Raw genomic sequence first — 26,875 nt, 5'->3', positions numbered from 1 at the left:
GGGTGAGGGGAACGTCATATCACCCAAGCGTAAACGGATCGGCGTCCTGCCAGGCGGGAAACTTCTCGCGGTACTCTTTTAAGGCGGTCATCGACAACTCGGCATCAATGCGGATAGCCTGGTGCGGCTCGGCGGTGGCGATAACCTCGCCCTGCGGGTTAATGACCCGGCTGTCGCCGCGGTAATGATGCCCGTTGCCGTCGGTTCCCACACGGTTGCAACCAGCGACATACGCCAGGTTTTCAATCGCGCGGGCCACCAGGAGCGATTGCCAGTGCAGTGAACGCGGCGCAGGCCAGTTGGCGACATACAGCGCCAGGTCGTAATCATCGCGATTGCGCGACCAGACCGGGAATCGCAGGTCATAACAGACCAGCGGTAAAATACGCCAGCCGCGCCACTCAAACACCACACGCTCATTACCCGCTTCGTAATGATGATGCTCATCGGCCATGCGGAACAGATGGCGCTTATCATAGAAATGAACGGTTCCTTCCGGTTCGACCAACAGGAAGCGGTTAACCGGGCCACGTTCCGTTTGCAGCGCGGCGCTGCCCGCGACCAGCGCGTTCGTCTGTTGGGCTTTGGTTTGCATCCACGCCACAACTTCTTCTTGCGGCATCGACTGCTTTGCCGCTTCCATGGCAAAACCGGTGGTAAACATTTCCGGCAGGACAATCACATCACGCCCGGTGATATCTTCAAGCTGGCGATCAAAATGGCGCAAATTGGCCGGACCGTCCATCCAGACTAATGGTTGTTGCAACAGCGTAATTTTTAAACCAGGCACGATTTAAGCTCCCCTAAAACAGCATTTTTACACTTTAGCACGAGAAAAAGGGAATTTGTGGTAATAAAAAACCCCGCACGAAGCGGGGTGGGGGCTATCCGGGTGTGCGTTATGCAGCCTGAGGCTTACGCACTTTTTCCTGCGGTTTTACCGGCTGTGTCGCCAGCTCTTCCGGGTCGAAGTCATCGACATTAATACTGCGCAGACGGCTGGTTTCGGCTTTTGTCAGGATCTCAGCTTCATCCTGATTGATAAGCCCGCCGGCCAGCGCCTCTTTTGCCAGCGCGTCCAGACGTGTAAATGGCAGGTTTTTACCCAGCTCTTTACAAATGCGCTGATGAATCGGGTCGGCGGCGATGACGTCAAGCAGCGCTTCTTCCAGCAGACCGACCGGGTTGTGTTCACTCGGCGTCAGGTACTGACCACGACCAATGCGCGAACGGGTGGCACACGGCGTTTGCAGAATTTTGGCGACCTGATGATCCAGTTTATCGGACGGTGCCAGATAGTGGCGACCGGTCGGGAAAATCACTACGCGCAGCAGACCCGCGACAACACGGTTCGGGAAGTTGGAGAGCAGATCGTCCATCGCCTGTTCAGCCTGATACAAGGCATCCTGTACGCCCCAGTGCACCAGCGGCAGATCCATTTCGTGACGGCCTTCATCGTCATAGCGTTTCAGCACAGCAGAGGCGAGGAACACCTGGCTTAAAATATCCCCGAGGCGCGCCGAGATACGTTCGCGACGTTTCAGGCTGCCACCCAGTACCGCCATCGACACATCCGACAGCAGCGCGAGGTTGGCGCTTAAGCGGTTGATATGCTGATAGTAGCGTTTGGTTGAGTCGCTGGTGGGCGCAGAACTGGTCAGCCCGCGCGTCAGCCCCAGCCAGAAGCTACGCATCTTATTGCTGCCCACGTGGCCGATATGTTTAAACAGCAGTTTATCGAACGCATCCACGTCATTGTTTTGTGCAGCGGCCATTTCATCCAGCACGTACGGATGGCAACGAATCGCGCCCTGACCGAAGATCATCATGCTGCGAGTCAGAATATTGGCCCCTTCCACGGTGATAGCAATCGGTGCGCCCTGATAGGCACGAGCCAGGAAGTTGCCCGCGCCGAGCATGATGCCTTTACCGCCCGCGATATCCATTGCATCAATGACTGACTGCTGTCCACGGTGAGTACAGTGATATTTCACGATAGCGGAGAGCACTGCCGGTTTCTCGCCGAGCACAATGCCGTAAGTGATCAGCGCGGCTGCGGCATCCATCACGTAGGCGTTGCCTGCGATGCGTGCCAGTGGCTCTTCGATTCCTTCCATCTTACCGATGGCGACTTTGAACTGGCGACGGATATGCGCATAAGCGCCGATCCCCATGGCCACCGATTTCAGGCCGCCCGTAGAGTTGGATGGCAGCGTGATACCGCGGCCCACGGACAGACATTCCACCAGCATACGCCAGCCCTGTCCGGCCATTTTCGGGCCACCGATGATGTAATCAATCGGTACGAAAATGTCCTGACCCCGTGTCGGACCGTTCTGGAACGGGACGTTCAGCGGGAAGTGACGACGACCAATTTCAACACCCGGGGTGTTGGTGGGGATCAGTGCACAGGTGATACCGAGATCTTCTTCGCCACCCAGCAGTTTTTCCGGGTCAGAGAGTTTAAACGCCAGGCCCAGTACGGTCGCGATCGGGGCCAGCGTGATATAGCGTTTATTCCAGGTCAGGCGCATACCGAGCACCTGCTCACCCTGCCAGTCGCCCATGCAAACGACGCCAGTATCCGGAATTGCGCCCGCATCGGAACCGGCTTCCGGGCTGGTCAGGGCGAAACACGGAATTTCCTGTCCACGCGCCAGACGGGGTAAGTAATGATTTTTCTGCTCTTCAGTGCCGTAGTGTTGCAGCAGCTCACCTGGCCCTAAGGAGTTCGGTACGCCGACAGTGATTGCCAGAATGCCGGAAACGCCGGAGAGCTTTTGCAGCACGCGGGACTGGGCATAAGCGGAGAATTCCAGTCCGCCGTACTCTTTTTTAATGATCATCGCAAAGAAGCGATGTTCTTTCAGGAATGCCCACAGCTCTGGCGGTAAGTCGGCCATTTCATGGGTAATCTGAAAGTCGTTAGCCATACGGCAGGCCTCTTCCACCGGACCATCAATAAAGGCCTGTTCTTCGGCGGTCAGACGCGGCTGCGGGTAGTTGTGCAGTTTTTTCCAGTCAGGATTACCGCGGAACAGATCGCCTTCCCACCAGGTTGTACCGGCATCGATGGCTTCTTTTTCCGTGCGTGACATTGGCGGCATTACTTTACGAAAACCGCGGAATACCGGGGCGGAGATCAGCGATTTACGCATCGGCACAAAGTTGAACGGCACAAGGATAATGGCCAACGGCACCAGTACCCAGATTGACCACAGACCTGTAGCGCCAAGGGCGGCAGTCCATGCCAGGAGAATTACGCTGCTGAGCAGCAGACTCACCCGGTGATAGAACAACACGCCGAGTAGGATAACAGTTGCGAGTAGACTCAAAATCATCATAGAGAAAAGCTCCCTTGCTTGTAGGAGGTCTGACCACTTGTGATTATATGGTTGTAGTGGATGTTATTTCTTTTAGCAATGTGTTTACAAAATAATTACAACCTGGTTCACATTGTTTGGCAGGAATGTGGCACGAAAAACGAAAACCCCCGACGATCACCAAGGCTTTAGCTTCTCGCTTGCCATGCTATCCGGTAAACTGCGCGCGAGAATTTACATTCATACTGCTTTCATACTGAAGGATATCCTCATGTACCAGGATCTGATTCGTAACGAACTGAACGAAGCAGCGGAAACGCTGGCAAACTTTTTAAAAGATGATGCCAATATCCACGCCATTCAGCGTGCGGCGGTTCTGCTGGCTGACAGCTTCAAGGCCGGCGGTAAGGTATTGTCCTGCGGTAATGGTGGTTCCCACTGTGATGCAATGCACTTTGCAGAAGAGTTGACCGGGCGTTACCGTGAAAACCGTCCGGGTTATCCGGGTATCGCCATCTCCGACGTGAGCCATCTCTCCTGCGTCAGTAACGACTTTGGCTACGACCATGTTTTTTCTCGCTACGTTGAAGCCGTTGGTCGCCCGGGCGATGTACTGTTAGGTATTTCTACTTCCGGTAATTCTGGTAATGTCATTAAAGCGATTGACGCGGCGCGTGCGCAGGGGATGAAAGTCATCACTCTGACCGGTAAAGATGGCGGTAAAATGGCGGGTACTGCCGATGTGGAAATCCGTGTACCGCATTTTGGTTACGCTGACCGCATTCAGGAAATCCACATTAAAGTGATTCATATCCTGATTATGCTGATCGAAAAAGAGATGGTAAAAGCGTAAGAAGGCTATTTATTTGCCATTTTGAACCTGGGCAGTGCTCAGAATCCTCACGTACTCCGTGTACGCTCCGGTTCTTGCGCGCTGTCCGCGTTCAGGCTGGTTGCAACAATTACGCCTTCTCCATTTGGGCGTTTGGGGGTGTTGTATGTGCGAACTGCTCGGGATGAGCGCCAATGTGCCAACCGATATTTGCTTTAGTTTTACCGGGCTTGTTCAGCGCGGTGGGGGAACCGGGCCGCATAAAGACGGCTGGGGTATTACCTTTTACGAAGGCAAAGGCTGTCGTACGTTTAAAGACCCGCAACCCAGTTTTAACTCTCCGATTGCCCGTCTGGTTCAGGATTACCCAATCAAGTCCTGCTCGGTGGTGGCCCATATACGTCAGGCGAACCGTGGCGAAGTGGCGCTGGAAAACACCCATCCTTTTACTCGCGAACTCTGGGGACGCAACTGGACTTACGCCCATAACGGGCAGTTGACCGGTTATAAATCACTGGAGACAGGCAACTTCCGTCCGGTCGGGGAAACCGACAGCGAAAAAGCCTTCTGCTGGCTGCTGCATAAACTCACTACGCGTTATCCGCGGACACCGGGCAATATGGCGGCGGTATTTAAATACATCGCGTCGCTGGCGACTGAGCTGCGTGAGAAAGGTGTGTTTAATATGCTGCTGTCGGATGGACGCTACGTGATGGCGTTCTGCTCCACCAATCTGTTCTGCATTACCCGTCGGGCGCCGTTTGGTGTGGCAAAACTGCTGGATCAGGATGTGGAAATTGATTTTCAGCGGGAAACCACACCTGACGATGTGGTTACCGTGATTGCTACCCAGCCGCTAACGGGCAATGAAACCTGGCAAAAGATTATGCCAGGTGAATGGGCCTTATTTTGTCTCGGGGAGCGTATAGTTTGACGCCAGCTGCGGGTGAACAACTTCGTGGCTCAGCGGTTTGCTGACCACGTAGTTCCCGTCGATAACGGAGACCACAGGCGGTTTCTGCGTCTGCTGGAAGAAGTCATAACCCGGTTTTAACTGTTCCCAGAATTTCGCATAGGTCGAATATTTGTGGCGCTGCATATTCGCGTCGGTCATTCGGAACGGGTAGATGCTCAGCTGTACGCTTTCCTGACCAAACACCAGCGCTGCGGTAACAAACTGGAAAATCTCGTCAATTTGCGAATCGGTCATGGCATAGCAGCCAATAGAGACGCATGCGCCATGAATCATCAGGTATTTCCCTTCATAACCGTGGGCACGGTCATAGGCGTTAGGAAAACCAATATTAATGGCTTTATAAAAACGGCTGTCCGGTTTTAGCTGGCTGCGCTGAATGGAATAAAACCCTTCCGGGCTTTTGAAATCGCCCTGACGCTGTTTCGGCCCCAGGCCGCCGGAGTAGTTACAAATTTTGTAACTATTGAGGAGCTGGTATTGCTCGCCCATTTTGACGTAGAGATCAAGGGTTCGCTCTTCTTTGAAGATCTGGATGTATACCGGCGACCCCATCAACTGCTGCTTATATTCTTTGCTGATCGGCGTTGTTGAACCATTGCTGCTTAATAAGCTGGCAAACGAGACGCACGGCATCAGAAGCATCGCAAGAAAAAATGCGATTTTGCGCATACTGCTTGTTTCCTTGATAAAACGGTTACCACATTGCCAGGACGGCAAAAGAATCCCATAAATTCAGATTAATCTGGATTGGGTGCGCCCACAGTAGCATCACGGTAGTTTTTCGCAAGCCCGGATCGCTGAGTTTACAAATTAGTTTTTGGCAGCGATCCCCCTGTTAAATATTGTCTGATGAAAACCCCAGAAATAACAGCGATATTGGGCGTTTTTTTCACGACGAACTCACTTTTTTCCCCTCGCTTCTCATTTCGGGTAATAATGCTGTATACTTATCCAGTATCTGATAAGGTGAGCGTATGCGCAAAATCATACATGTCGATATGGACTGCTTTTTTGCCGCGGTGGAGATGCGTGATAACCCGGCACTGCGGGATATCCCTATCGCTATCGGCGGCAGCCGGGTTCAACGCGGCGTCATCAGCACGGCCAATTATCCGGCGCGCAAATACGGCGTACGCAGTGCTATGCCTACGGCAATGGCGTTGAAGCTGTGCCCACATCTCACCTTATTACCGGGTCGCTTTGAAGCCTACCGGGAAGCCTCTCACCAGATCCGCGAAATCTTTTCCCGTTATACAAGCCTGATTGAGCCCCTGTCGCTGGATGAAGCGTATCTGGATGTGACCGACAGCCCCCATTGCCACGGTTCGGCAACGCTCATGGCAGAAGAGATTCGCCGGACCATATTTCGGGAAACACAACTCACCGCCTCGGCCGGTATCGCGCCGGTGAAGTTTCTGGCGAAAATTGCCTCCGATCTGAACAAACCTGACGGGCAATATGTGATTGCGCCTGCGGATGTGCCTGCATTTTTACGTACGCTGCCGCTGAGCAAAATTCCAGGCGTGGGCAAGGTGTCAGCAGCAAAACTGGAAAAGCTCGGGCTGCGTACCTGCGAAGATGTGCAGAACAGCGACCTGGCAATGTTGCTAAAACGCTTTGGTAAATTTGGCCGTGTGTTATGGGAGCGTAGCCAGGGCATTGATGAGCGGCATATCAGTAGCGACAGGCTACGTAAATCGGTGGGCGTGGAGCGAACGCTGATAGAGGACATTCATGAGTGGGAAGAGTGCGAGGCTATTATCAACCAACAACTCTATCCGGAACTGGAACGGCGGCTGTCGAAGATAAAACCCGATCTGCTTATTGCCCGACAGGGGGTTAAGCTCAAGTTTGCCGATTTCCAGCTCACTACCCAGGAACACGTCTGGCCACGCTTAAATAAAGACGATTTGCTGGCCACGGCGCGGAAAACCTGGAATGAGCGGCGCAGCGGGCGCGGCGTTCGTTTAGTGGGTTTGCATGTGACGCTGCTCGATCCGCAATTAGAACGTCAGCTGGTACTGGGCCTGTAAATAAGGGTGAAAAAATGACAGTACCGGAAAGACAGAAGGGAAATTGTCCGCACCATCCGGTGCGGACAGCACGACTTATTTCGCCGGAATGGCTTTCAGCAGCTCGGTCAGCAGTGTCCAGTAATGGCCCACGCTTTCGATATGTACCTGCTCGTCCGGAGAGTGCGGACCGGTGATGGTTGGCCCGATAGAAACCATGTCCATGTCCGGGTACGGTTTTTTGAACAGACCGCATTCCAGACCGGCGTGGATGATCTGGATGTTCGGCGTCTTGTTGAACAGACGCTGATAGGTTTCACGCACCAGATGCATCACCGGGGAGTTCGCATCCGGCTGCCAGCCAGGGTAGCCGCCTTTCGGTGCGGTTTTTGCGCCCGCCAGTTTGCCCAGCGACGCCAGCATGCTCACCACGTAATCTTTACCGCTGTCGATTAAGGAGCGGATCAGACAGATGATTTCAACGTTGTCGTCCTGCATGGTCACTACGCCAACGTTCAGGGAGGTTTCGACCACACCTTTGGCGACGTCGGAGTTGCGGATCACACCGTTCGGTGTGGCATTCAGCAATTGAATGAAGCTATCGCGGGAAGCAGAGGTCAACGCCTGTTTGTCTGTGGAGACAGACTCCAGCAGTACAACCAGATTTTTCTCTTTCATCGCCAGCTCGTTTTTCAGGATGTCCTGATACGTTGCTGCCAGCGTTTTCAGTTGTTCAGCCTTATCGGCCGGAACGGCGAAAGTCGCGAACGCTTCACGCGGGATAGCGTTGCGCAGGGTACCGCCGTTGAAATCGGTCAGACGCAGGTCCAGCTCAATCGCGTGGCCCGCCAGGAAGCGCGCCAGCAGCTTGTTGGCGTTACCGAGACCGAGATGGATATCGCCGCCGGAGTGGCCGCCTTTCAGCCCTTTCAGGGTCAGTTTGAACGTCTGGTAACCCGCAGGTACCGCTTCACGGGAGAGCGGCAGGGTAGTGATGAAATCAATACCGCCAGCGCAACCCATGTAGATTTCGCCTTCTTCTTCTGAATCGGTGTTGATCAGAATATCTGCCTGCAACCAGCCAGCCTGCAAACCAAACGCGCCATCCATACCGGACTCTTCGGTCATGGTCAGCAGCACTTCCAGCGGCCCATGCTCAACGCTGTCATCCGCCAGCACTGCCAGCGCAGAAGCCATACCGATACCGTTATCTGCACCCAGCGTGGTGCCGCGCGCTTTTACCCATTCGCCATCGATGTACGGCTGAATCGGGTCTTTAGTGAAGTCGTGTACGGTGTCGTTATTTTTCTGCGGCACCATGTCCAGGTGCGCCTGCAGCACAACCGGTTTGCGGTTTTCCATACCTGCCGTTGCCGGTTTGCGCAGCAGAATATTGCCAACCTGATCGCGTTCCGCATGTAAGCCTTTTTCTTTCGCCCAGCTCATGATGTGTGCGGCGAGTTCTTCTTCATGGTAAGACGGATGAGGGATTGAGCAAATCTTGGCAAAAATATCCCACAGCGGTTGTGGCGATAGTTGAGACAATTCAGACACGATGAGTCTCCTTTAAAAGGCCTGCCAGCATATTTTGCAGGTCCGAGGGTTAAACTACAGAACAATCACAAGGCCGGATTGCGAGATGGACTTGAGAATACCACTTTATTGTCTCTCTGTTAGTACGCGTCGCGTAAAAAGCGCCAGCAATGCCCGGTAACACTGGTTTTTAGCGCGACAGATCTCTATAATCTCGCGCAACCTATTTCCCCGTAGAACACTTTTTAAGCCGTAGATACACAGGCTGGGACACTTCACATGAGCGAAAAATACGTCGTCACCTGGGACATGTTGCAGATTCACGCACGCAAACTGGCAAACCGCCTGATGCCTTCTGAACAATGGAAAGGCATTATTGCCGTTAGCCGTGGTGGTCTGGTTCCGGGCGCATTACTGGCACGTGAACTGGGTATTCGCCATGTCGATACCGTTTGCATTTCCAGCTATGACCACGACAACCAGCGCGAAATGAAAATTATCAAACGCGCAGAAGGCGATGGTGAAGGTTTCATCGTTATTGATGATCTGGTCGATACCGGCGGTACCGCGGTGGCTATCCGCGAAATGTATCCAAAAGCGCACTTCGTCACCATTTTCGCTAAACCGGCTGGCCGTCCGCTGGTTGACGATTACGTGATTGACATCCCGCAGGATACCTGGATTGAACAACCCTGGGATATGGGCGTGGTCTTCGTTCCGCCTATCTCTGGTCGGTAATGCTTTCTTTATGATTATTTACAACGCCTGGCATCGCCGGGCGTTGTTTTTTTTCGCATCCGCCAGGTTACAATACCGTCATTGACGTATTCATGGAGGCTGCGCGTAATGCCACAAGCTAACCTCAGCGAAACCCTGTTCAAACCCCGTTTCAAGCACCCGGAAACCTCAACGCTGGTGCGTCGCCTTACCCATAATAAACTGCCGCCTATCGAATCCACCCTCGACGGCAACAATACGCCCCACTGGTATCGCATGATCAACCGATTAATGTGGATCTGGCGCGGCGTCGATCCGAAAGAGATCATGGACGTACAGGCGCGGATCGCCATGAGTACGGCGGAACATACCGACCCCGATCTTTACGATACGGTGGTGGGCTATCGCGGCGGCAACTGGATCTACGAATGGTCTACTCAGGCTATGCAGTGGCAGCAAAAAGCCAGCCAGGAGCAGGATACCACCCTCAGCGGCCAACACTGGCTGCACGCGTCAAACCTCTATAGCATCGCCGCTTATCCGCATATAAAAGGGGACGTGCTGGCAGAGCAGGCACAGGCGCTGGCGAATCGCGCCTATGAAGAGGCGGCGCAACGTCTGCCTGGTACAATGAAAGAGATGGAGTTTGCCATTCCCGGCGGTTCGCCGGTGATTGGCTTTTTACATATGCCCAAAGGGGAGGGCCCTTTTCCTACCGTCCTGATGTGCGGCGGGCTGGATGGTCTGCAAAGCGACTACTACAACCTGTATGAGCGCTATTTTGCACCGAAAGGCATTGCCATGCTGACGCTGGATATGCCTTCTGTGGGCTTCTCTTCAAAATGGAAATTGACCCAGGATTCGAGCCTGTTGCATCAACACGCGCTAAAAGCGCTGGCAAACATTCCATGGGTTGACCATACACGCGTGGCCGCGTTTGGTTTTCGCTTTGGTGCCAACGTGGCGGTGCGCCTTGGCTATCTGGAGTCCCCGCGCCTGAAAGCCGTAGCCTGTCTGGGGCCGGTCGTGCATGCGCTGCTGGCTAACCCTCTGCAACTGGGGCGTGTGCCGGAGATGTATATGGATGTGCTCGCCAGTCGGCTCGGCATGCATAATGCCTCGGACGAGTCACTTTATGTTGAGCTGAATCGGTACTCGTTAAAAACGCAGGGGTTGCTGGGGCGACGTTGCCCGACGCCGATGTTATCTGGCTTCTGGAGAAACGATCCGTTCAGCCCGGAAGAAGAGTCGCGTTTAATCACTTCGTCATCCGCCGACGGTAAATTACTGGAAATCCCGTTTAATCCGGTTTATCGCAATTTTGACAAGGCGCTGCGGGACATTACGGACTGGATCAATTATAGATTGCGTTAATGGATTGCTAATTTTGATTGATTTGGTAAAACAGTTGCATCACATAAGGAGATCGCAATGACGTTACCGAGTGGACATCCGAAGAGCAAACTCATTAAAAGGTTTACCGCGCTAGGCCCGTATATTCGGGAAGAACAGTGTGCCGATAATCGCTTCTTTTTTGATTGCCTGGCCGTATGCGTCAATGTAAAGCCCGCGCCGGAGAAGCGTGAGTTTTGGGGCTGGTGGATGGAAATTGAAGCGCAGCAAAACCGTTTTACCTATAGCTACCATTTTGGGCTGTACGATAAAGACGGGAACTGGAAAGAAACCGCAATCAAAGATTCAGAAGTGACTGACCGACTGGAGCATACGCTCCGTGAGTTTCATGGTCGCGCCCGCGAGGTCCTTGCGGCGCTGGAGCTGAAACTGGAGCCGGCAGAAAATTTTACCGACGAAATTAACCTGACGGCGTAAGCGGAGTTAAAAGAGTCGCCCGACAAGAGACAATCCGGATTCAGCCCTCTGATTCCGGATTTTTTACGTCTGAATACCCTGTTGATGCTGGCTTTGGGGCGCTGGATTCAGGTGAAATCCGATAATTTTTGGCCGGAAACGATCAACTCTTTGAGCAACATCTGACGGCGCTCCTCCGGCGTATCACGGCTCACCATAAAGCAGATAGCCGCCACCGCCTGCCCGCTACGCGAACGAATCGGCGCCGCCATACAGCAGGTAAAACTCTCCGACAACCCCTCAGTCAGACAATAGCCCTGCTGTCCGGCGCGATGAATGTCTTCAAGAAAGGCCTGCTTATCGAGGACCTGCCCGTTCGCCAGACGGTAATCTTCTTCGGGGATAAGATCGAGAATGGCACTGTCCGACCAATTACTGAGTAACAGACGGCCCGTGGCCGTCCAGGTAATCGGTACCCGCACGCCAATATCCGACGTGATCTTGAACGGGTGGGCATTACTTTCTGATAGCACGACGGTGTACTTATTCCCTTCCAGCATACAGAGCTGCACCGTTTCGCCATGACGGGCGACAAGTTCAACCATTAACTGATGTGAGCGACGGATGAGATCGTTATGCGCCATGTAATCCGCACCGTAATAGTGCATTTCGCGGCCAAAGAACACCGCGCCATCGGCATCCAGTTCAAGCAGCCCGGCCTCACTGAGCAGACTGACGAGCTCATATACACTGGAGCGCGGCGCGCCGGTGGCCTCGATTAAATCGCGCATCGCCATAGGCTGACGAGCGATATGCAACTGGTGAAAAATGTCGATAACCCGGTCAACACCGCGCGCTCGCGATGGCTTCTCGTCCGGCATAAGCAAATTCTCCTGATGCAGTCGGGCGGTCGCGCCAGACCGTAAAGACAGTAAAAAAGAAAAGCATGATACACCCAGTGCTGTCGTTAACCCATCCCCGCTAATTAAATTTTTACAGCCGGCGTTTATATTTCTTTGGTCTATTTTGGGGCCTCATTTTAGCGCATAACGTGCAAATTGATTTTTTAAAATTACGACCGAGGTAGCATTTTCATTCAGAAATTACCTCCATTCATTTTTTATTTTGCGATCGCGACAACACCACAAAAAATTAAATTCACCGGGATATATTGCAAAAATAAAAAACCTGTGCAAATCTTGCTCTATCCGGTATTGCAGATAATAGTCTGGTATATCAGACGGAAATTGTGCAGTACGCATGGCAATTCTCACAACAAAAAGGAGCAGCATTGCATGACGATTAAGCGTTATGGCATTGAAGGCGGCACGGGTACGGGTGGGCAGAAACTGCCGTTCGCACGCGCCGTTGAGGCTGATGGCTGGCTGTATATCTCAGGCCAGACGCCGATGCGCGAGGGCGAAGTGGTGGAAGGCGGGATCATTGAGCAGACCCGCCTGGCGTTTGATAACTGCCTGTCCATTATGCGCGAGGCGGGGTACAGGGTGGAGGATGTGGTTCACGTCACCGCAGTATTAACCGACGCCCGTTACTTCAGTTCCTTTAATAAAGTTTTCAGCGAGATATTTACCGGCAATCCACCGGCTCGTATTTGTAGCGTGCAGGATTTAGTCGTCGACTGCAAAGTGGAAGTGGATATGAAATGCTTTCGCGCCGATCGAAAATAATATTATTTATTTGATAATGCACTGAGATTTTTATTTATTCGCCCACACCAGGGCTGTCCGTTAATAACTGATGCTTTTTATGTCGTCTCCATTTAATAAGCGAGTAAAACAATGAATGCAACTTCGTTAAAAATCATCGCCGGAGCGCTGGCCCTGCTGGCCGTTGCCGGTTGTACCCCCACGGAAGAGAAGCAAGTGGCGGGTGCGGCCCCGCAATCGACGCTGCAAACCGTATTGCAACGCGGCACGTTACGCGTGGGGGATTGCCTGAGTTTCGCGCCCTTCGGTTTTTACGATAAAGACGGCAAACCCGATGGTTATGATGTCGATTTGGCGAAAGCGCTGGCGAAAGAGATGGGCGTGAAACTGGAAATGGTCAATACCACCAGTGCCAACCGCATCCCTAACCTGCAAACCAACAAAGTGGATGTGGTGTTCTGTAACTTCACACGCAATCTGGAACGCGCCAAAGAGATCGGTTTCACCCAGCCCTATGTCGTGGCGAGCGAAGCGATGTTGGTTCGTAAAGAGAGTGGCATCAAATCAGCCCATGACATGGCCGGTAAGACCATCGCCACGGTGAAAGGGTCCACCAACGGGGACGAAGTGCGTAGCATGGGCATTGAGGTCAAAATCCAGGAATACGACTCCTCACAGGCGGCCATTCTGGCGGTAAAACAGGGGCAGGCTGATGCAATGATTGAGGATAACAACTTCCTCGCCTATCAGGCCAAACTTGATCCGACCCTGACTGTCACTAACGAAGCGCTGGTGCCGCTGGAGTACAACGCCTTTGGCGTGAAGCAGGGTGACCAGGTGTGGCTGAACTACCTCAATGAATTCCTGTTTGAGATCAATGCCTCCGGTGAGAACGCCACGCTGTATCAAAAATGGTTTGGTGATAAGCCGCGTTACCCACTGAATCCGCAATTCTGATTGCCTGCGGTGTAGCACGCTTTGAGCTGCTACACCGCAGGAAGGAGTCCATGCATGAGTTATCAATGGTTAACCCTGTGGAGCTACGGCGAGACCTTCCTGGCCGCTGCCTGGCTGACGCTACAGGTCACACTTCTCGCTTTTATGCTGGCTGTCGCACTCGGGTTGCTGGCAGCGCTGGCGAAGGCCTCTGCGGTGGCGCCGCTACGCTGGCTGAGCCACTGCTATGTTGAATTCATCCGCAACACGCCGGTGTTGCTGCAAATTTTCATTATCTTTTTCGGCCTGCCTTCCCTCGGCATCACCATGAGCGCCTTTACCGCAGGGGTGCTGGCGTTGGGCATTAACGTCGGCGCTTATCTGTCGGAGACCTTTCGCGCAGGCATACAGTCGGTACCTAAAGGGCAACGGGAGGCGGCATGGATTTTAGGCATTTCACGCCGCCAGGTCTTTCTGAGTGTGGTGTTGCCCCAGGCTGCGCGCGCCGTATGGCCCGCCATTATTAACAACCTGATTCAGTTGTTGTTAGGCACGTCGCTATTGTCGGCGATTGCGCTGCCGGAACTGACCGGCACCGCCACTGTGATAAACGCCCGCACGCTGCTTTATATCCAGACTTTCAGCGTGGTGGCGCTGGTCTATCTGCTACTGAGTAATCTCTTTTCCTGGCTCGGGAACCTGTTGGGAAGCCGCTTGTTTCATCCGCAACTGGTCACTCCGGTAAAAAAGTCCGCCCGGTGGTGGGCAAAAAAATGGCTGACTAACCCACTGAACCGGGAGAATGCGCTATGAGCAATATGATCGCCAGTTCATTGCCGTTGCTGCTGGAGGGGCTATGGATCACGCTGCTGCTTTCGGCCGCTGCCATCATTGGCAGCACGCTGCTCGGCCTGCTCGCTGCCGTGTTGCGTACCAGTCGTGTGTCTGTTGCCAGCCACATAGCCGTGCTTTACACCGAGCTGTTTCGCGGCACGCCGGTGTTAATCACCCTGATGTTTATCTACTTTGGTGTGGCCTACTTTGGCTATGAAATCAATCTGTTTGCCGCCGGTATTCTCGGCCTGAGTATTTACCAGGGCGCCTATATCGCCGAAGTATTTCGCGCCGGGATCGAGGCCGTGCCTAAAGGACAATGGGAAGTGTCGTGGATCCTCGGGCTATCAAAACGCCAGACCTTTCTTAGCGTGATCCTGCCTCAGACGCGCGGCATCGTACTGCCGCCGCTGGTAGGGCAGTATCTTTCCCTGATTAAAGATACCTCTATCGTCAGCATGATTGGTATGTCGGAACTGATGCACCAGGGCCAGGCGATCGTTGATCGTATCGGCCAGCCGGTAGTGATTTATGCGCTGGTGGCCGTGCTGTACTTCATTGTTTGTTTTCCGCTTTCCCGTTGGGTTCAACATCATCAAACCAGGAGCCAGTTCTCATGAGCAAATCTGCCATTACGCTGAGCCGTATCACCAAATCTTTTGGCAGCACCCAGGTGCTGAAAGAGATCAGCCTTGATGTTTCGCCCGGCGAAGTGCTGGTGCTGATTGGCGCATCAGGCTCCGGCAAAAGTACCGTGTTACGCATCATGAGCGGGCTGGAAACGGCCGATGGAGGCGAAATCTGGGTTAACAATGTGCCATTGCACGACCATAAACGCAGCCGTGAAATTTGTGGTCATGTCGGGATGGTGTTCCAGCAGTTCAACCTGTTCCCCCACAAAACCGCCCTCGGCAACGTGACGCTGGCGCTGATAAAAGCGCAGAAACTGTCTGAGGCCGAAGCCAATACACGCGGCATGGCAGCCTTGACACGCGTTGGGCTGGCCGAGCGCGCGCACTATTATCCGGCGCAACTTTCCGGCGGCCAGCAGCAGCGGGTGGCGATCGCCAGGGCGCTGGCTGTCGAACCAAAAATCATGTTTTTTGATGAGGCTACCTCCGCACTCGATCCCGAGCTGGTCGGCGAAGTGATGGAAGTGATGCGCAGTCTGGCGCGTGAAGGGATGACCATGGTAGTGGTCACGCATGAGATGGGTTTTGCGCGCAAAACCGCAGACCGCGTGGTGTTTATGGATCAGGGGGTGATTGCTGAACAAGGATCGCCTGAGCAGATTTTCGTTAATCCACAGAATCCGCGCACCCAGCAGTTTTTATCGCGTGTTCTTGAGCATTGATCGGAGGCGTTATGTCGATTCATTTTCCGTTGGTGGCCGAGGGGCTACTGGATGCGCTGCAACCTGCGCCACGCTTTAAATCTGTTGCAGGCCGTGGCGATGCGCCGTTACCTGTTGGAACCCCGGTACTGGCCAGCGATAGCGTCTTTTCCCCACTGATGCTGATGAAGCAATCTGCGCTGGAGAATAATCTGCGTCAACTGGCCGATTTTTGTCGTGAACAGGGCGTGATGCTGGCGGCACACGGCAAGACGTCAATGTCTCCGGCAATCCTGCGTCGTGCCATCACCGAAGGCGGTGCCTGGGGATTGAGTGCGGCCACGCCTGCACAGGTTCGCGCTTTGCGCCAGTTTGGTATTCGTAACGTCTTTCTCGCTAATGAGCTGGTCGACCCCGCCGGTATTCGCTGGATTGGTGAGTGGCAAAAGCAGCATCCTGACCATGGCTTCCTTTGCTACGTTGATTCGCTACAGGGGGTTCGTTTGCTGGAACAGCATCTCGGTGACAACGCCATTGCGGTGCTGCTGGAAATGTCGGTGAGCGGCGGGCGTACCGGCTGCCGCTCATCCTCGCAGGCTCTGGAGATAGCCGCCGCGATTGCGGCAAGTCAGGTCCTGCAACTGGTGGGCGTTGCGGGTTATGAAGGCGCACTGGGGGCGGAGCGTGATGCAGCCGGTATCGCCAGGGTGCGCGATTATTGCCAGATGTTGATCGCGACGGCTGCGCTGGTGGCTGAGAAAGGGCTATTCAGCAGCGACACCATTATTCTCAGCGCTGGCGGCGGCGCCTGGTTTGATGTGGTCAGCGCCTGTTTTACCGAGGCCCGACTATCGCTACCGATCACGCCATTGATTCGCTCGGGAGCCTATATGGCACACGATAACGGGTTATATGCCCGCATCGCCCCGTTTGCCCAGCCGAACGCCCGGCATCATTTTGAACCTGCGCTGGAGATCTGGGGGCGAGTATTATCGCGCCCTGAGCCGGGGCTGGCGTTTGTTGATTTCGGCCGCCGTGATGTGCCCTTTGATCAGGATCTGCCCAATCCATTGTGGGTGCGAAATGTGGAGGGGAGCGCCCCTCGTGTCGCTTCTGGTATGCGCATCAGTGAGGTGAACGATCAACATGCCTGGTTGTTGCTGCCAGAAGAGGATGCGTTAAAGCCCGGCGACTGGCTGGGCTGTGGTATTTCACATCCCTGTACCGCGTTTGATAAGTGGCGCTATTTGCCACTGGTAGATGACGATTATCGTGTCACCGATTCAGTGGAAACTGCATTCTGAGTAAAGCGTATGTCTGTCATGGCGCGATACCGCGCTGTTTCAGAAGGTTTTACGACAGCACCGTTCCGTTTCCTGTCCTGGCGGAAAAAAGAAAGCACCGACGAGATTATCGTTCGGTGCTTTATGTTTCGCACTTATGTCAACGTGCGTTTCAGACTTAGAACTGGTAAGTCACGCCGACAGCAACGATGTCGTCGGTAACGTAGCTGGAACCTACGTAAGTCGCGAAATCGCCTTTGTCCAGCTGGTTGATTTTGTAATCGACCATTGCAGAGAAGTTTTTGTTGAAGTAGTAGGTTGCGCCTACGTCAACATATTTAACCAGGTCCTGATCACCCCAACCGTTTTCCAGGTCTTTACCTTTGGTCTGTACGTAACCAATAGACGGACGCAGACCGAAGTCGAACTGGTACTGAGCAACGGCTTCGAAGTTTTCAGATTTGTTGGCAAAACCACGGCTGCCGATTGGCGTCATGTTCTGCGCGATGCTGTACATAGCCGCCAGGTAGATGTTGTTAGCGTCGTATTTCACGCCAGAGATCCACGCTTCCGCGTTAGCGCCTTTACCCAGAGCCTGAGAGTTCTGCAGATCGGTACGGTCTGATTTTGCATATGCAGCAATCAGAGTAACCGGGCTGCCGCCAAAGTTGTAAGACAGGGAGGTACCGAAGCCGTCGCCATTCTGTTTAGAAGCAGTGCGGCCAGTTTCGTTTTTACCCTGGTACTGCAGGCCCAGGTTCAGACCGTCCACCGCACCGAAGAAATCGGTGTTACGGTAGGTAGCCACGCCAGTGGTACGTTTGGTCATGAAGTTATCGGTACGGGTCAGAGAGTCACCGCCGAATTCCGGGAACATATCGGTTACAGACGCTGCATCGTACAGGATGCCCAGGTTACGACCGTAGTCGATAGAACCGTAGGTTTTTGCCTTCAGGCCAGCGAACGCCAGACGGGTTTTCTGAGTAGAGCTGCCTTCGTCGGTGTTGCCAGCGAATTCAGATTCCCAACGACCGAAACCAGTCAGTTGATCGTTAATCTGCGTTTCGCCTTTGAAGCCCAGACGCACGTAAGTTTTGTCGCCATCCTGAGTGGTATCATCGCTGAAGTAGTGCATGGCTTTGATTTTGCCGTACAGATCCAGTTTGTTACCATTTTTGTTGTAGATTTCCGCAGCGTTGGAAGAAGCAGAAACAACACCAAGGCCGATCATCATTAATGCCAAAGTAGTTTTTTTCATTATGTTTCCTGATTAATTGTAATTAACGCGCTTTAGATCGCTGAACGTCGCCGCTCAAGTGAAAAATTCACGTAGGGTTTTAACGTCTGCGAATTAAAGTTTTATGACAATTCTTATTTATTTTTTTACAAAGTGGGTTTTACAGCTAGTGTCATAAAAACGTCAAGTTTTGTAAGTAGGTTTTCTGATTGCCTTCAAGGATTTTCTTATGTTGTTAAAACTCACAGTTGGAAGTTGGCTCTGATCCTGTTACAAAGACTGTTTAATTTTTTTCTTCTACGTTGAACGGCAGAAATCATGAGCGACAGCCAGACGCTGGTAGTGAAACTCGGCACCAGTGTTTTAACGGGCGGATCACGCCGCCTGAACCGCGCCCACATTGTTGAACTTGTGCGCCAGTGCGCACAACTGCATGCAGCAGGGCATCGTATTGTTATTGTGACTTCTGGCGCAATTGCCGCCGGGCGCGAGCATCTGGGTTACCCGGAGTTGCCCGCCACTATCGCATCGAAACAGCTTCTTGCCGCTGTCGGGCAAAGCCGCCTGATTCAACTGTGGGAACAGTTGTTCTCGATTTACGGCATCCACGTTGGGCAAATGCTATTAACGCGCGCTGATATGGAAGACCGCGAGCGTTTCCTCAATGCGCGTGACACCCTGCGAGCGCTCCTCGACAACAACATTGTGCCGGTCATTAATGAGAATGACGCCGTTGCGACGGCGGAAATCAAAGTCGGCGACAATGATAATTTATCGGCGCTGGCCGCTATTCTGGCGGGCGCAGACAAACTCCTTCTGCTTACCGATCAGCAAGGTCTTTTCACCGCTGACCCGCGTAACAACCCGGACGCTGAATTGATCAAAGATGTCTACGGCATTGATGACGCGTTGCGCGCGATTGCGGGTGACAGCGTATCTGGCCTGGGTACCGGCGGGATGGGAACCAAATTACAGGCGGCGGATGTCGCCTGCCGAGCAGGTATCGATACCATCATTGCCGCAGGCAGCAGGCCGGGTGTGATCGGCGATGTGATGGAAGGGGTTCAGGTCGGGACGCTTTTCCATGCGCAGGCCTCACCGCTGGAAAATCGCAAACGCTGGATTTTTGGCGCCCCTCCGGCAGGTGAAATCACCGTTGATGAAGGCGCGACAGCCGCTATCCTGGAACGCGGCAGTTCCTTACTGCCAAAAGGGATTAAAAGCGTGACAGGCAACTTTTCCCGTGGTGAAGTGATCCGCATCCGCAACCTTGAAGGTCGCGATATTGCACATGGCGTTACCCGCTATAACAGTGACGCGCTGCGTCGCGTTGCAGGTCATCATTCGCAGCAAATTGATTCCATTCTCGGCTATGAATATGGCCCGGTCGCCGTGCATCGCGACGATATGATCATCCGTTAAGGAGCAGATGTATGCTGGAACAGATGGGCATCGCTGCTAAAGCAGCGTCGTACAAGCTGGCATTGCTCTCCAGCCGTGAAAAAAATCGCGTGCTGGAAAAAATCGCCGATTACCTGGAAGCACAGTCTGACGAGATTATTCTCGCCAACGAACAGGACGTTCTGGAAGCTCGCCGTAATGGCCTGAGCGAAGCGCTGCTTGATCGCCTTGCGTTGACGACAGCGCGTTTGAAAGCGATTGCGGACGATGTTCGTCAGGTATGTAAACTGGCTGACCCGGTAGGGCAGGTGATCGACGGTGGTCTGCTGGACAGCGGCCTGCGCATTGAGCGTCGCCGCGTGCCGCTCGGCGTAATTGGCGTGATTTATGAAGCGCGTCCGAATGTCACCGTGGATGTGGCATCTCTGTGCCTGAAAACCGGTAACGCAGCGATTCTGCGTGGCGGTAAAGAGACCTGGCGCACCAATGCGGCAACGGTAAAAGTGATTCAGCAGGCGCTGGAAGAGTGCGGTTTACCCGCTGGCGCGGTACAGGCGATTGAAAGCCCGGACCGCGCGCTGGTCAATGAAATGCTTAAGATGGATAAATACATCGACATGCTGATCCCGCGCGGTGGCGCTGGCCTGCACAAGCTGTGCCGCGAACAGTCCACCATCCCGGTGATCACTGGCGGTATCGGGGTTTGCCACATTTTCGTTGATGATTCTGCGGAGTTTGCGCCTGCGCTGAAAATTATCGTGAATGCGAAAACCCAGCGTCCAAGCACCTGTAATACCGTCGAAACACTGCTGGTTCATCAGGAGATTGCGGGCACGTTCCTGCCTGCGTTGAGCAAGCAGATGGCGGAAAGCGGCGTTACCTTGCACGCGGATGCCCAATCGCTGACCACGTTGCAATCGGGTCCGGCAGTGGTGGTGCCGGTTAAAGCGGAAGAGTACGACAATGAGTTCCTGTCGCTGGATCTGAACGTGAAAATCGTTGCTGACCTGGACGATGCTATCGCCCATATCCGCGAGCATGGCACGCAGCACTCTGATGCTATCCTGACGCGTACGCTCAGCAATGCGAACCGTTTTGTCAACGAGGTAGATTCTTCTGCTGTGTATGTGAATGCCTCCACGCGTTTCACCGACGGCGGTCAGTTTGGCCTGGGCGCGGAAGTGGCGGTGAGCACGCAAAAACTGCATGCGCGGGGACCGATGGGCCTTGAAGCCCTGACGACCTACAAGTGGATCGGCTTCGGCGACGATACGATTCGTGCGTAAATAACAATGGGGTGATGCAAAAGTAGCCGTTTGATTCCAAAGGGCATTGACGCATCACCTCGTTAGATCTAACCTTTTGCACCGTGGTTCACCGACGTGAATCCCGTCCTTTCAGGGCCGATATAGCTCAGTTGGTAGAGCAGCGCATTCGTAATGCGAAGGTCGTAGGTTCGACTCCTATTATCGGCACCACCCTATCTATTTTGACGTATCCCAAAGCCTACTCAATAACCCTTTAAACCCTTTAAACCCTTATAACACGCGGTTTCACGGCCCTTATTGTCTCTGCTCGTCTACTCACGTTCACAGAAATCTACGGTGAGTTGGGGGCATCGCTGGGGGCATGTCGTGTTCGGTCTAGAGGCGATGCCCCCAAATGAAGCTCAATGCCAGACAGGTAGAGACTGCCAGGCCCAAAGATAAACCCTACAAGATGGCTGATGGTGGGGGCATGTATCTTGAAGTCGTTCTGTAAGCATCTCTGAAAACAGTGCCAGTCTAAACTGAAGTATCCGGTCTTTCTTCCATCTCGCTGGGAGGCACATCGCGGGCATTCCCATTCTTAGTATCTGGCAAATATGCAACTCGCGTTTCAAGGTTGATAAAGCGCCATCGTAGTTCTGCGATCTCGCTACGGCGTATGGCTGTCTCTAACGCCAGAAGAATATTCGTGTGCCAGCTCAACAGGGCGAAAGGCTCGACTGGAAGGAGATTATGCAAAGCAATAACCCCGACATCACCATGCTTCATTACGATGCTGCTGATGCAGTTTGGGTTTCTGCCGTACATTGTTTACTCTTTAACGCGTTTCGCTTTACTACAGGAAAATCTTACACAGTATTGATTGCGACCGTTATTAAAGCCAAAAAAGCGCGCCTGTATGAAGTCACGTTTGCAGCAGGGAAGGGGTAGCGCTAATTCAACACAAAATTCTGACCACCTTAGGCAGAGGCGGTCAGAAAAAGCTAAGGGGCATCTTTTATTCCAGATTTAGCATTTGAAGCATTTTTATTTCTTTAATACGCTGTTTATTCATATTGATTGTGCACCCTGTTGCAGCATTACCAAGATAGTGCGTGCCCTGTGAACCCGTCGCTGCAATGTCGCAATAATCATCACGATATTTGAGCCATTCGGCCTGGTTTTTTTTGAATAATTCAATCATCCGTTTTTTTTGTTCTTCATCGCCCATCCACCACTGGGTGTAGTCGAAGTTCTCCATCTCCTTAAGCTTATCCGCATAGGCCTTATTAAGCGTCTCGGTAGATTTATCCTCAATGTCGCCTAAGCATTCACTGTTTTCGTCACCATATTTCTCTTCGCAGACTTTGACTTCATCGTTTCTTGTTACGTTTGCTGTCTCAGCCGCCAGCGAAGCGTGGCTGGTTAAGAAAAAGCAAAAAAAAAATGATTTTTTTTCATTGGGTTAAGTTCCTTACTCGTATATTTGTGAATCGCCACGAATTCAACAGACACCTCAGAGCCATTTAAAGATGGCTTAAAGAGAGGTGCCCATGAGCGGGCCTTTAATTACCCGGCCATTATTCATATGAGCGAGGACCACGATTTCAGCGCGGAAAGCTCAGCAACAACTCCCTCAATAGTGATTCAAGCTGCTGGCGTTGAGTGTCGGAAAGGTTGGCCAGTATCGCGTTTTGCGTTTCAGTGTGGACAATCAGCGCTTGTTCGATACGTTCTCGCCCATAAGACGTCAGGCTAACCAGTGTGCTGCGTTTGTCTTCGGGATCATGAATTCGCTCAATCAGTCCTTGCTCTTCCAGATGGTTAAGGCGATTTGTCATCGCGCCGGAAGTGACCAGCAGCGATTTATATAGCTGTGTTGGAGAAAGACAATAAGGCGCGCCGGCGCGCCGCAAGGTGGCAAGGACGTCAAATTCTCCATCGCGAAAGCCGAACGGCTCCAGCGCCTGGGCACGCATCTTTCCCAGATGCTTCATCACCCTCAACATTCGGCCAAACACTTTCATTGAAGAGGCGTCCAGCTCGGGCATTGCGCTGTCCCACTGGCTGACAACAAAGTCTATATGGTCATGCATTTTCGTACCTTAAACAGGGATATTTATCGAGTTGTGCGGTCCATCTTACACAAAGGAAACATTTATCTTAATGTTAAGATAAATGCTTACGGCATTTTTTGCTGGAGCAATCACATGCCAAAAAGGATCACGTTTTGAAACGCATAGCATCTTCGCCTTTTATGTTCGCATTTATCGCTTTTTTGATCGGGTTGAATCTTCGCCCCATTCTGGCTTCCATCGGACCGTTATTTCCGTTTTTACAGCGCGAAGCGGGGTTATCAGCCACAGAATTTAGTCTGCTAACTACCCTGCCGGTCGCAATGATGGGGCTGGTTGCGCTAAGTGGGCCATGGCTTTTAGCCAGAACCGGTGCTGTGCGGGGAATTACCGTAGGGCTTTCCATCCTGCTTTTCGCCTGCTTATTCCGAGGCTTTAGCACGTCACTCACGGGGCTTATGTGTACAGCTTTAGCGGGTGGTGCGAGTATCGGCATGATCCAGGCGTTAATGCCAGCGCTGATAAAAAAAGAATACACGCAATCGGCCAGCACGTTTATGTCTCTGTTCAGCACCGGTATTATGGCGGGCGCGGCGCTGGCTGCCGCGACCGCCGAGCCTTTGTTTACCCGGCTTGATCTAAAGCCTACGCTGGCAATAGCTGGTTTGTTAGCGCTTCTTGCCCTGATATTTTGGCTGTCATGGGCCAGGCACCGCCAGGTGGAAAAAACGGTGTTCGCAGAGGTGACATTATCTTCATCCAGGACAGGGTTGTTATTGCTATTTTTTGGCATCGGGACAGGCGCCTATACGCTGGTACTGGCGTGGCTTCCTCCTCTCTACATTCAGGCGGGTTGGAGCGCACGCAGCAGCGGCTATATGCTGGCCTGGCTTACGTTAACCGAGGTTGTGGCAGGCTTTGCTGTATCAGCCCTGATAACGCGATTTCCTGATCGCCGTGTTCCGCTGCTCACCGTGCTGTTGATGTTGCTGGCAGGGTTGATGTGTCTTGTCTTTTCTCCGGGGACGACACCAGTGGTGTCAACGTTGCTACTTGGTTGCGGTATCGGCGCGTTGTTCCCGCTATCGCTCATCGTGACATTTGATCATGCGCGAACGCCGGCCGAGGCAGGGAAACTGTTGTCACGCGTGCAGGGAGGCGGATACCTGATTGCCGCGCTGATGCCATTAATCGCCGGTATCGTGCGCGACAGCGGTGCGTCACTGACAAACGCGTGGCTCATCATGAGTGCAGGCGTCATCCTGTTGATGGCGATAGCGTTACGCTTTAAGCCCATTGTGAGCAGGTAAAAATAACAGCCTGTTCCGCTCTGCCAATTACCTGCGATGTTGACCGTACCTTCACTGTCAAACCAGAAGGTATCTGGCAATCAGATGGGCTTATTGGCAAACATTATGTGTATGTTCTGCACTACCTTCGAACATTATTGAGCATTTTTTGTAGTGCCACGCTAGTGATGAACAACGAAAAATCACTATGCGTGGCCCTCAAGAGGTGTTTAGCGGTATCGTCGTATATACAATCGAGTTTCTGAAACGATAATAATTAATAGCATCGCAAGACTAATTAATCCTGGGATGATGTAAATATTTTTATCATATCCTAGAGCGATGGTGTGCATACCTTTCTCTACGTTCGCGCCTATAAAACCATTATCTAAATATATTGGCTGTATCTTTTTATTATCAATCATAAGATAATAACCAGAATACATAATATAAGGTAGGGTAAAGAGGGTCGGTTTTTCTGCTTTAACATAGAAATAAGGATATCCATTATTAAAACCATTCGGTTTTTCAGTGACAAGAGATCCTGCTGTGTTGAGGGATTCATGAGTAATTGGGAATTTTATATTATTATTAACATAATCACGGTATAAAATGTTTGAACTGAATTCTGGCGGTGTGGAAAAAATTGCACCGTGAATCGGGAATGTGATTTGCAATGCGATGAGTGTCGGTAAAATAAATATCCAGCTTTTTGTTTTATTCATCCATTGCAATACAGGCAGTACAGCATAAAGGGAGAGGATTGCAGTGATGCAACTCAACAACCTCCATGAGAACTGAATTAGCTGTAATACAGATATTTTTTCAGGTATCCAGTTCCATGAAAAAACAGGGCATAGCATTAATGTAAGAATAACAGCGACCAGAAGCATAGATCTTGATGTACGTTCTTTATCAGTGAATAGTGCAATAAAAGATAAAACAATAATTAAAATTCCAGGGCTTAGAAATAAGCTATACCCAATCGTTCCACTTGTGTTTTTAGTTGCAAATAATACGTGGGCAATTTTAACCCTGGTTTGATTTATAAATTCATAAGATTTCTGCATTTTGGTGAATGCAAAGATATCAGAGTAATGCATATGATAGATCAGTGGTAACCAGTAAAAACTGGAAATTAGTAGACTAACCAGCGCTGATTTTGCCAGAAAAACAATGTTTTCACGAGTAATTATTTTTTTTATGTTTATCAGCGAAAATATGAAAAAGAAAATTAATACAACGATGAAGCTCGGGATGTTGGCTAATAGTATTAATGTGCAGGACAAAGGTATGAGTTTTCGATCTTTGTCTCCTGTTAATAACGCATTGCATCCCCTAATAAGCAATGGCATGAATGCCATTGCGAGACATTCCCCGACAGCAAATCGTTGGAAGAAATTGCATAAGAAATAACTTGAACTAATAAAAAGTGTTGCGCTGATATGGCCAGCTGTTGCGGATGAAAACTCCCGTTTAGCTGCATAGTATGCTGAAAATGCTGAGATGAGAATAATTGATCCCAGGGTGAATTTCATCTGTAGCGCATTATTGTCAAAGCCAAATAGAAAAAGTCTGCTTATAAAAAGCAATAAAGTACTCAGAGGGGGATAAAATGCTCCCCACGATAAGCCGTACTGATTTTCTGTCCAGTAGTCAAAAAGGGGAGGGAATTGTTGATGGTCAAGTTGTACATTGAGAGCTTGCAGCCTTAATACATGTGGCCCCCAATCATCGCCTCCCCATAAGTTATGGTGGAACATTGGAATGAAGAGAGCGGCTAATGTCAAACTCAGCAAAAAGAACGACCACCGTTGAGTGGTCATTTTATCGCGCATATCTCTTCCCATCATAGGTTGCAGTTTTACGTCCATAAAGGTCAGGTTCCACACAGATTTTGTGACTTTTGCGGTACTCTAAGGGATCTAATTATTATTTGTACATGATTTTTTCAATGATTCATCTGCATACTCTCCTTTGCAAGGAGCCGATATCATTGAATTGATATAAATTAATCCGTCTCACTATTCTTCGACGCATTAGCATAGCTTTTTTGCATTTTTCTTGTGCTATGATCCTGCGGCGCATAATCCCCTTTACGCTTTTCGGTGATGTGAGATGAAAATTATCTTGTTTATTGTTGTGCTGATTGCTGCGCTCTTTCTGATGCATGATCGTTGGGTTAACGATATTTTTATGCGTCATATTTCTGTTACGGGTGATGGCGAAGAAGCAATGAACAATTACGCCTTCACGCTGTTGCTTATCAAGACTGGTCTGGCCGCTGTGATCGCTGCTTTGGCGCTATGGAGTTACCATCTATTTAAACGCTGATTAAATGTTGAGTGGTAAACGTTCTGTATGCGATGAA

Annotated in this window: 26 protein-coding genes, 1 tRNA gene and 2 pseudogenes; 19 read left to right on the top strand and 10 right to left on the bottom strand. The window is 51.7% G+C overall.

Translation table 11 applies throughout. The features are described 5' to 3' along the window. Positions 1-19: 19 nt before the first annotated feature. Positions 20-790, bottom strand: coding sequence for an amidohydrolase (locus AB182_RS20490; RefSeq protein ID WP_047371710.1), 771 nt, complete (start codon positions 788-790; stop codon positions 20-22). A 109-nt stretch (positions 791-899) separates the two neighbouring features. Beyond that, on the bottom strand, positions 900-3,344 hold the full coding sequence (fadE, locus tag AB182_RS20485) for an acyl-CoA dehydrogenase FadE (RefSeq protein WP_047371709.1): 2,445 nt from the start codon (positions 3,342-3,344) through the stop codon (positions 900-902). 250 nt (positions 3,345-3,594) lie between these two features. Here fadE and lpcA point away from each other — a divergent pair, with 250 nt between their 5' ends. Together lpcA and AB182_RS20475 are read left to right on the top strand one after the other, a co-directional pair. Next, on the top strand, positions 3,595-4,176 hold the full coding sequence (gene lpcA / locus AB182_RS20480; RefSeq protein ID WP_047371708.1) for a D-sedoheptulose 7-phosphate isomerase: 582 nt from the start codon (positions 3,595-3,597) through the stop codon (positions 4,174-4,176). 145 nt (positions 4,177-4,321) lie between these two features. Then, the gene (locus tag AB182_RS20475) at positions 4,322-5,089 is read left to right on the top strand and encodes a class II glutamine amidotransferase (RefSeq protein ID WP_047371707.1); all 768 of its coding nucleotides are present in this window, start codon (positions 4,322-4,324) and stop codon (positions 5,087-5,089) included. Here the strand turns inward: AB182_RS20475 and dpaA are convergent. Continuing rightward, positions 5,060-5,800 (bottom strand): peptidoglycan meso-diaminopimelic acid protein amidase, encoded by a 741-nt coding sequence (dpaA, locus tag AB182_RS20470; RefSeq protein ID WP_047371706.1) that lies wholly within the window; start codon positions 5,798-5,800, stop codon positions 5,060-5,062. The genes AB182_RS20475 and dpaA overlap by 30 nt on opposite strands. Positions 5,801-6,105: 305 nt before the next feature. Here dpaA and dinB point away from each other — a divergent pair, with 305 nt between their 5' ends. Next, positions 6,106-7,164, top strand: a complete 1,059-nt coding sequence (gene dinB, locus AB182_RS20465) for a DNA polymerase IV (RefSeq protein WP_047371705.1) — start codon at positions 6,106-6,108, stop codon at positions 7,162-7,164. 75 nt (positions 7,165-7,239) lie between these two features. Here the strand turns inward: dinB and pepD are convergent, their stop codons facing one another. Continuing rightward, the gene (pepD, locus tag AB182_RS20460; protein ID WP_047371704.1) at positions 7,240-8,697 is read right to left on the bottom strand and encodes a cytosol nonspecific dipeptidase; all 1,458 of its coding nucleotides are present in this window, start codon (positions 8,695-8,697) and stop codon (positions 7,240-7,242) included. Positions 8,698-8,955: 258 nt separating this feature from the next. Here pepD and gpt point away from each other — a divergent pair, with 258 nt between their 5' ends. The 3 genes from gpt to crl all read left to right on the top strand — a co-directional run bounded on the left by gpt (position 8,956) and on the right by crl (position 11,223). After that, positions 8,956-9,414 (top strand): xanthine phosphoribosyltransferase, encoded by a 459-nt coding sequence (gene gpt, locus AB182_RS20455; protein WP_041852629.1) that lies wholly within the window; start codon positions 8,956-8,958, stop codon positions 9,412-9,414. A gap of 108 nt (positions 9,415-9,522) precedes the next feature. Then, on the top strand, positions 9,523-10,767 hold the full coding sequence (gene frsA, locus AB182_RS20450) for an esterase FrsA (RefSeq protein WP_047371703.1): 1,245 nt from the start codon (positions 9,523-9,525) through the stop codon (positions 10,765-10,767). A gap of 57 nt (positions 10,768-10,824) precedes the next feature. Further along, positions 10,825-11,223: a sigma factor-binding protein Crl gene (gene crl, locus AB182_RS20445; RefSeq protein ID WP_047371702.1), complete on the top strand. Its 399-nt coding sequence runs from the start codon at positions 10,825-10,827 to the stop codon at positions 11,221-11,223. Positions 11,224-11,330: 107 nt separating this feature from the next. Here crl and AB182_RS20440 read toward each other — a convergent pair whose 3' ends face one another. Then, complete coding sequence (locus AB182_RS20440; RefSeq protein ID WP_047371701.1) at positions 11,331-12,083, bottom strand: IclR family transcriptional regulator; 753 nt, start codon at positions 12,081-12,083, stop codon at positions 11,331-11,333. A 414-nt stretch (positions 12,084-12,497) separates the two neighbouring features. Between AB182_RS20440 and AB182_RS20435 the strand changes: the two genes are divergently transcribed. The 6 genes from AB182_RS20435 (at position 12,498) to AB182_RS20410 (ending at position 17,276) form a co-directional block, all read left to right on the top strand. Further along, on the top strand, positions 12,498-12,890 hold the full coding sequence (locus tag AB182_RS20435; protein WP_047371700.1) for a RidA family protein: 393 nt from the start codon (positions 12,498-12,500) through the stop codon (positions 12,888-12,890). Positions 12,891-13,001: 111 nt separating this feature from the next. Beyond that, positions 13,002-13,826 carry an ABC transporter substrate-binding protein gene (locus tag AB182_RS20430; protein WP_047371699.1) on the top strand — a complete coding sequence of 275 codons (825 nt, stop codon included), beginning with the start codon at positions 13,002-13,004 and terminating at the stop codon, positions 13,824-13,826. 54 nt (positions 13,827-13,880) lie between these two features. Next, a complete protein-coding gene (locus tag AB182_RS20425; RefSeq protein ID WP_047371698.1) occupies positions 13,881-14,618 on the top strand; it encodes an amino acid ABC transporter permease in 738 nt (245 codons plus the stop codon). Then, the gene (locus tag AB182_RS20420) at positions 14,615-15,259 is read left to right on the top strand and encodes an amino acid ABC transporter permease (RefSeq protein WP_047371697.1); all 645 of its coding nucleotides are present in this window, start codon (positions 14,615-14,617) and stop codon (positions 15,257-15,259) included. The genes AB182_RS20425 and AB182_RS20420 overlap by 4 nt, the downstream gene beginning before the upstream one ends. Then, complete coding sequence (locus AB182_RS20415; protein ID WP_047371696.1) at positions 15,256-15,993, top strand: amino acid ABC transporter ATP-binding protein; 738 nt, start codon at positions 15,256-15,258, stop codon at positions 15,991-15,993. Before AB182_RS20420 ends, AB182_RS20415 begins: the two co-directional genes overlap by 4 nt. 11 nt (positions 15,994-16,004) lie before the next feature. Further along, positions 16,005-17,276, top strand: a complete 1,272-nt coding sequence (locus tag AB182_RS20410) for an alanine racemase (RefSeq protein ID WP_047371695.1) — start codon at positions 16,005-16,007, stop codon at positions 17,274-17,276. Between the two features lie 157 nt (positions 17,277-17,433). Here AB182_RS20410 and AB182_RS20405 read toward each other — a convergent pair whose 3' ends face one another. Further along, entirely contained in the window at positions 17,434-18,513 is a 1,080-nt protein-coding gene (locus AB182_RS20405; protein ID WP_047371694.1) for a porin, read from the bottom strand. Between the two features lie 297 nt (positions 18,514-18,810). On the opposite strand from AB182_RS20405, the gene proB reads away from it, so the two are divergent. The 4 genes and pseudogenes from proB to AB182_RS31535 form a co-directional block, all read left to right on the top strand. Continuing rightward, positions 18,811-19,914 (top strand): glutamate 5-kinase, encoded by a 1,104-nt coding sequence (gene proB, locus AB182_RS20400; protein WP_047371693.1) that lies wholly within the window; start codon positions 18,811-18,813, stop codon positions 19,912-19,914. An 11-nt stretch (positions 19,915-19,925) separates the two neighbouring features. Then, a complete protein-coding gene (gene proA / locus AB182_RS20395; RefSeq protein WP_047371692.1) occupies positions 19,926-21,179 on the top strand; it encodes a glutamate-5-semialdehyde dehydrogenase in 1,254 nt (417 codons plus the stop codon). 116 nt (positions 21,180-21,295) lie between these two features. Beyond that, positions 21,296-21,371, top strand: a tRNA-Thr gene (locus AB182_RS20390). 184 nt (positions 21,372-21,555) lie between these two features. Continuing rightward, positions 21,556-21,645: pseudogene (locus tag AB182_RS31535) on the top strand (Arm DNA-binding domain-containing protein); the annotation flags it as partial. 65 nt (positions 21,646-21,710) lie between these two features. On the opposite strand, the pseudogene AB182_RS33110 reads toward AB182_RS31535, so the two are convergent. Beyond that, a pseudogene (locus AB182_RS33110) lies at positions 21,711-21,845 on the bottom strand (tyrosine-type recombinase/integrase); the annotation flags it as partial. Positions 21,846-21,851: 6 nt separating this feature from the next. Between AB182_RS33110 and AB182_RS20385 the strand changes: the two are divergent. Next, the gene (locus AB182_RS20385; protein WP_223883561.1) at positions 21,852-22,091 is read left to right on the top strand and encodes a putative T6SS immunity periplasmic lipoprotein; all 240 of its coding nucleotides are present in this window, start codon (positions 21,852-21,854) and stop codon (positions 22,089-22,091) included. 67 nt (positions 22,092-22,158) lie between these two features. Here AB182_RS20385 and AB182_RS20380 read toward each other — a convergent pair whose 3' ends face one another. Both AB182_RS20380 and AB182_RS20375 read right to left on the bottom strand, forming a co-directional pair. Next, on the bottom strand, positions 22,159-22,551 hold the full coding sequence (locus AB182_RS20380; protein WP_047371690.1) for a lysozyme inhibitor LprI family protein: 393 nt from the start codon (positions 22,549-22,551) through the stop codon (positions 22,159-22,161). A 196-nt stretch (positions 22,552-22,747) separates the two neighbouring features. Then, positions 22,748-23,236 (bottom strand): MarR family winged helix-turn-helix transcriptional regulator, encoded by a 489-nt coding sequence (locus AB182_RS20375; RefSeq protein WP_047371689.1) that lies wholly within the window; start codon positions 23,234-23,236, stop codon positions 22,748-22,750. Positions 23,237-23,397: 161 nt separating this feature from the next. Here AB182_RS20375 and AB182_RS20370 point away from each other — a divergent pair, with 161 nt between their 5' ends. Continuing rightward, complete coding sequence (locus AB182_RS20370; protein WP_047371688.1) at positions 23,398-24,525, top strand: MFS transporter; 1,128 nt, start codon at positions 23,398-23,400, stop codon at positions 24,523-24,525. Between the two features lie 209 nt (positions 24,526-24,734). On the opposite strand, the gene AB182_RS20365 is transcribed toward AB182_RS20370, so the two are convergent. Next, positions 24,735-26,378: a glycosyltransferase family protein gene (locus tag AB182_RS20365; protein WP_047371687.1), complete on the bottom strand. Its 1,644-nt coding sequence runs from the start codon at positions 26,376-26,378 to the stop codon at positions 24,735-24,737. 244 nt (positions 26,379-26,622) lie between these two features. Here AB182_RS20365 and AB182_RS20360 point away from each other — a divergent pair, with 244 nt between their 5' ends. Further along, positions 26,623-26,838 carry a hypothetical protein gene (locus AB182_RS20360; protein WP_047371686.1) on the top strand — a complete coding sequence of 72 codons (216 nt, stop codon included), beginning with the start codon at positions 26,623-26,625 and terminating at the stop codon, positions 26,836-26,838. Positions 26,839-26,875: the final 37 nt, after the last annotated feature.

Source organism: Phytobacter ursingii (assembly GCF_001022135.1).
Classification (GTDB): Bacteria; Pseudomonadota; Gammaproteobacteria; order Enterobacterales; family Enterobacteriaceae; genus Phytobacter; species Phytobacter ursingii.
This window is presented reverse-complemented; position numbering and strand designations above follow the sequence as displayed.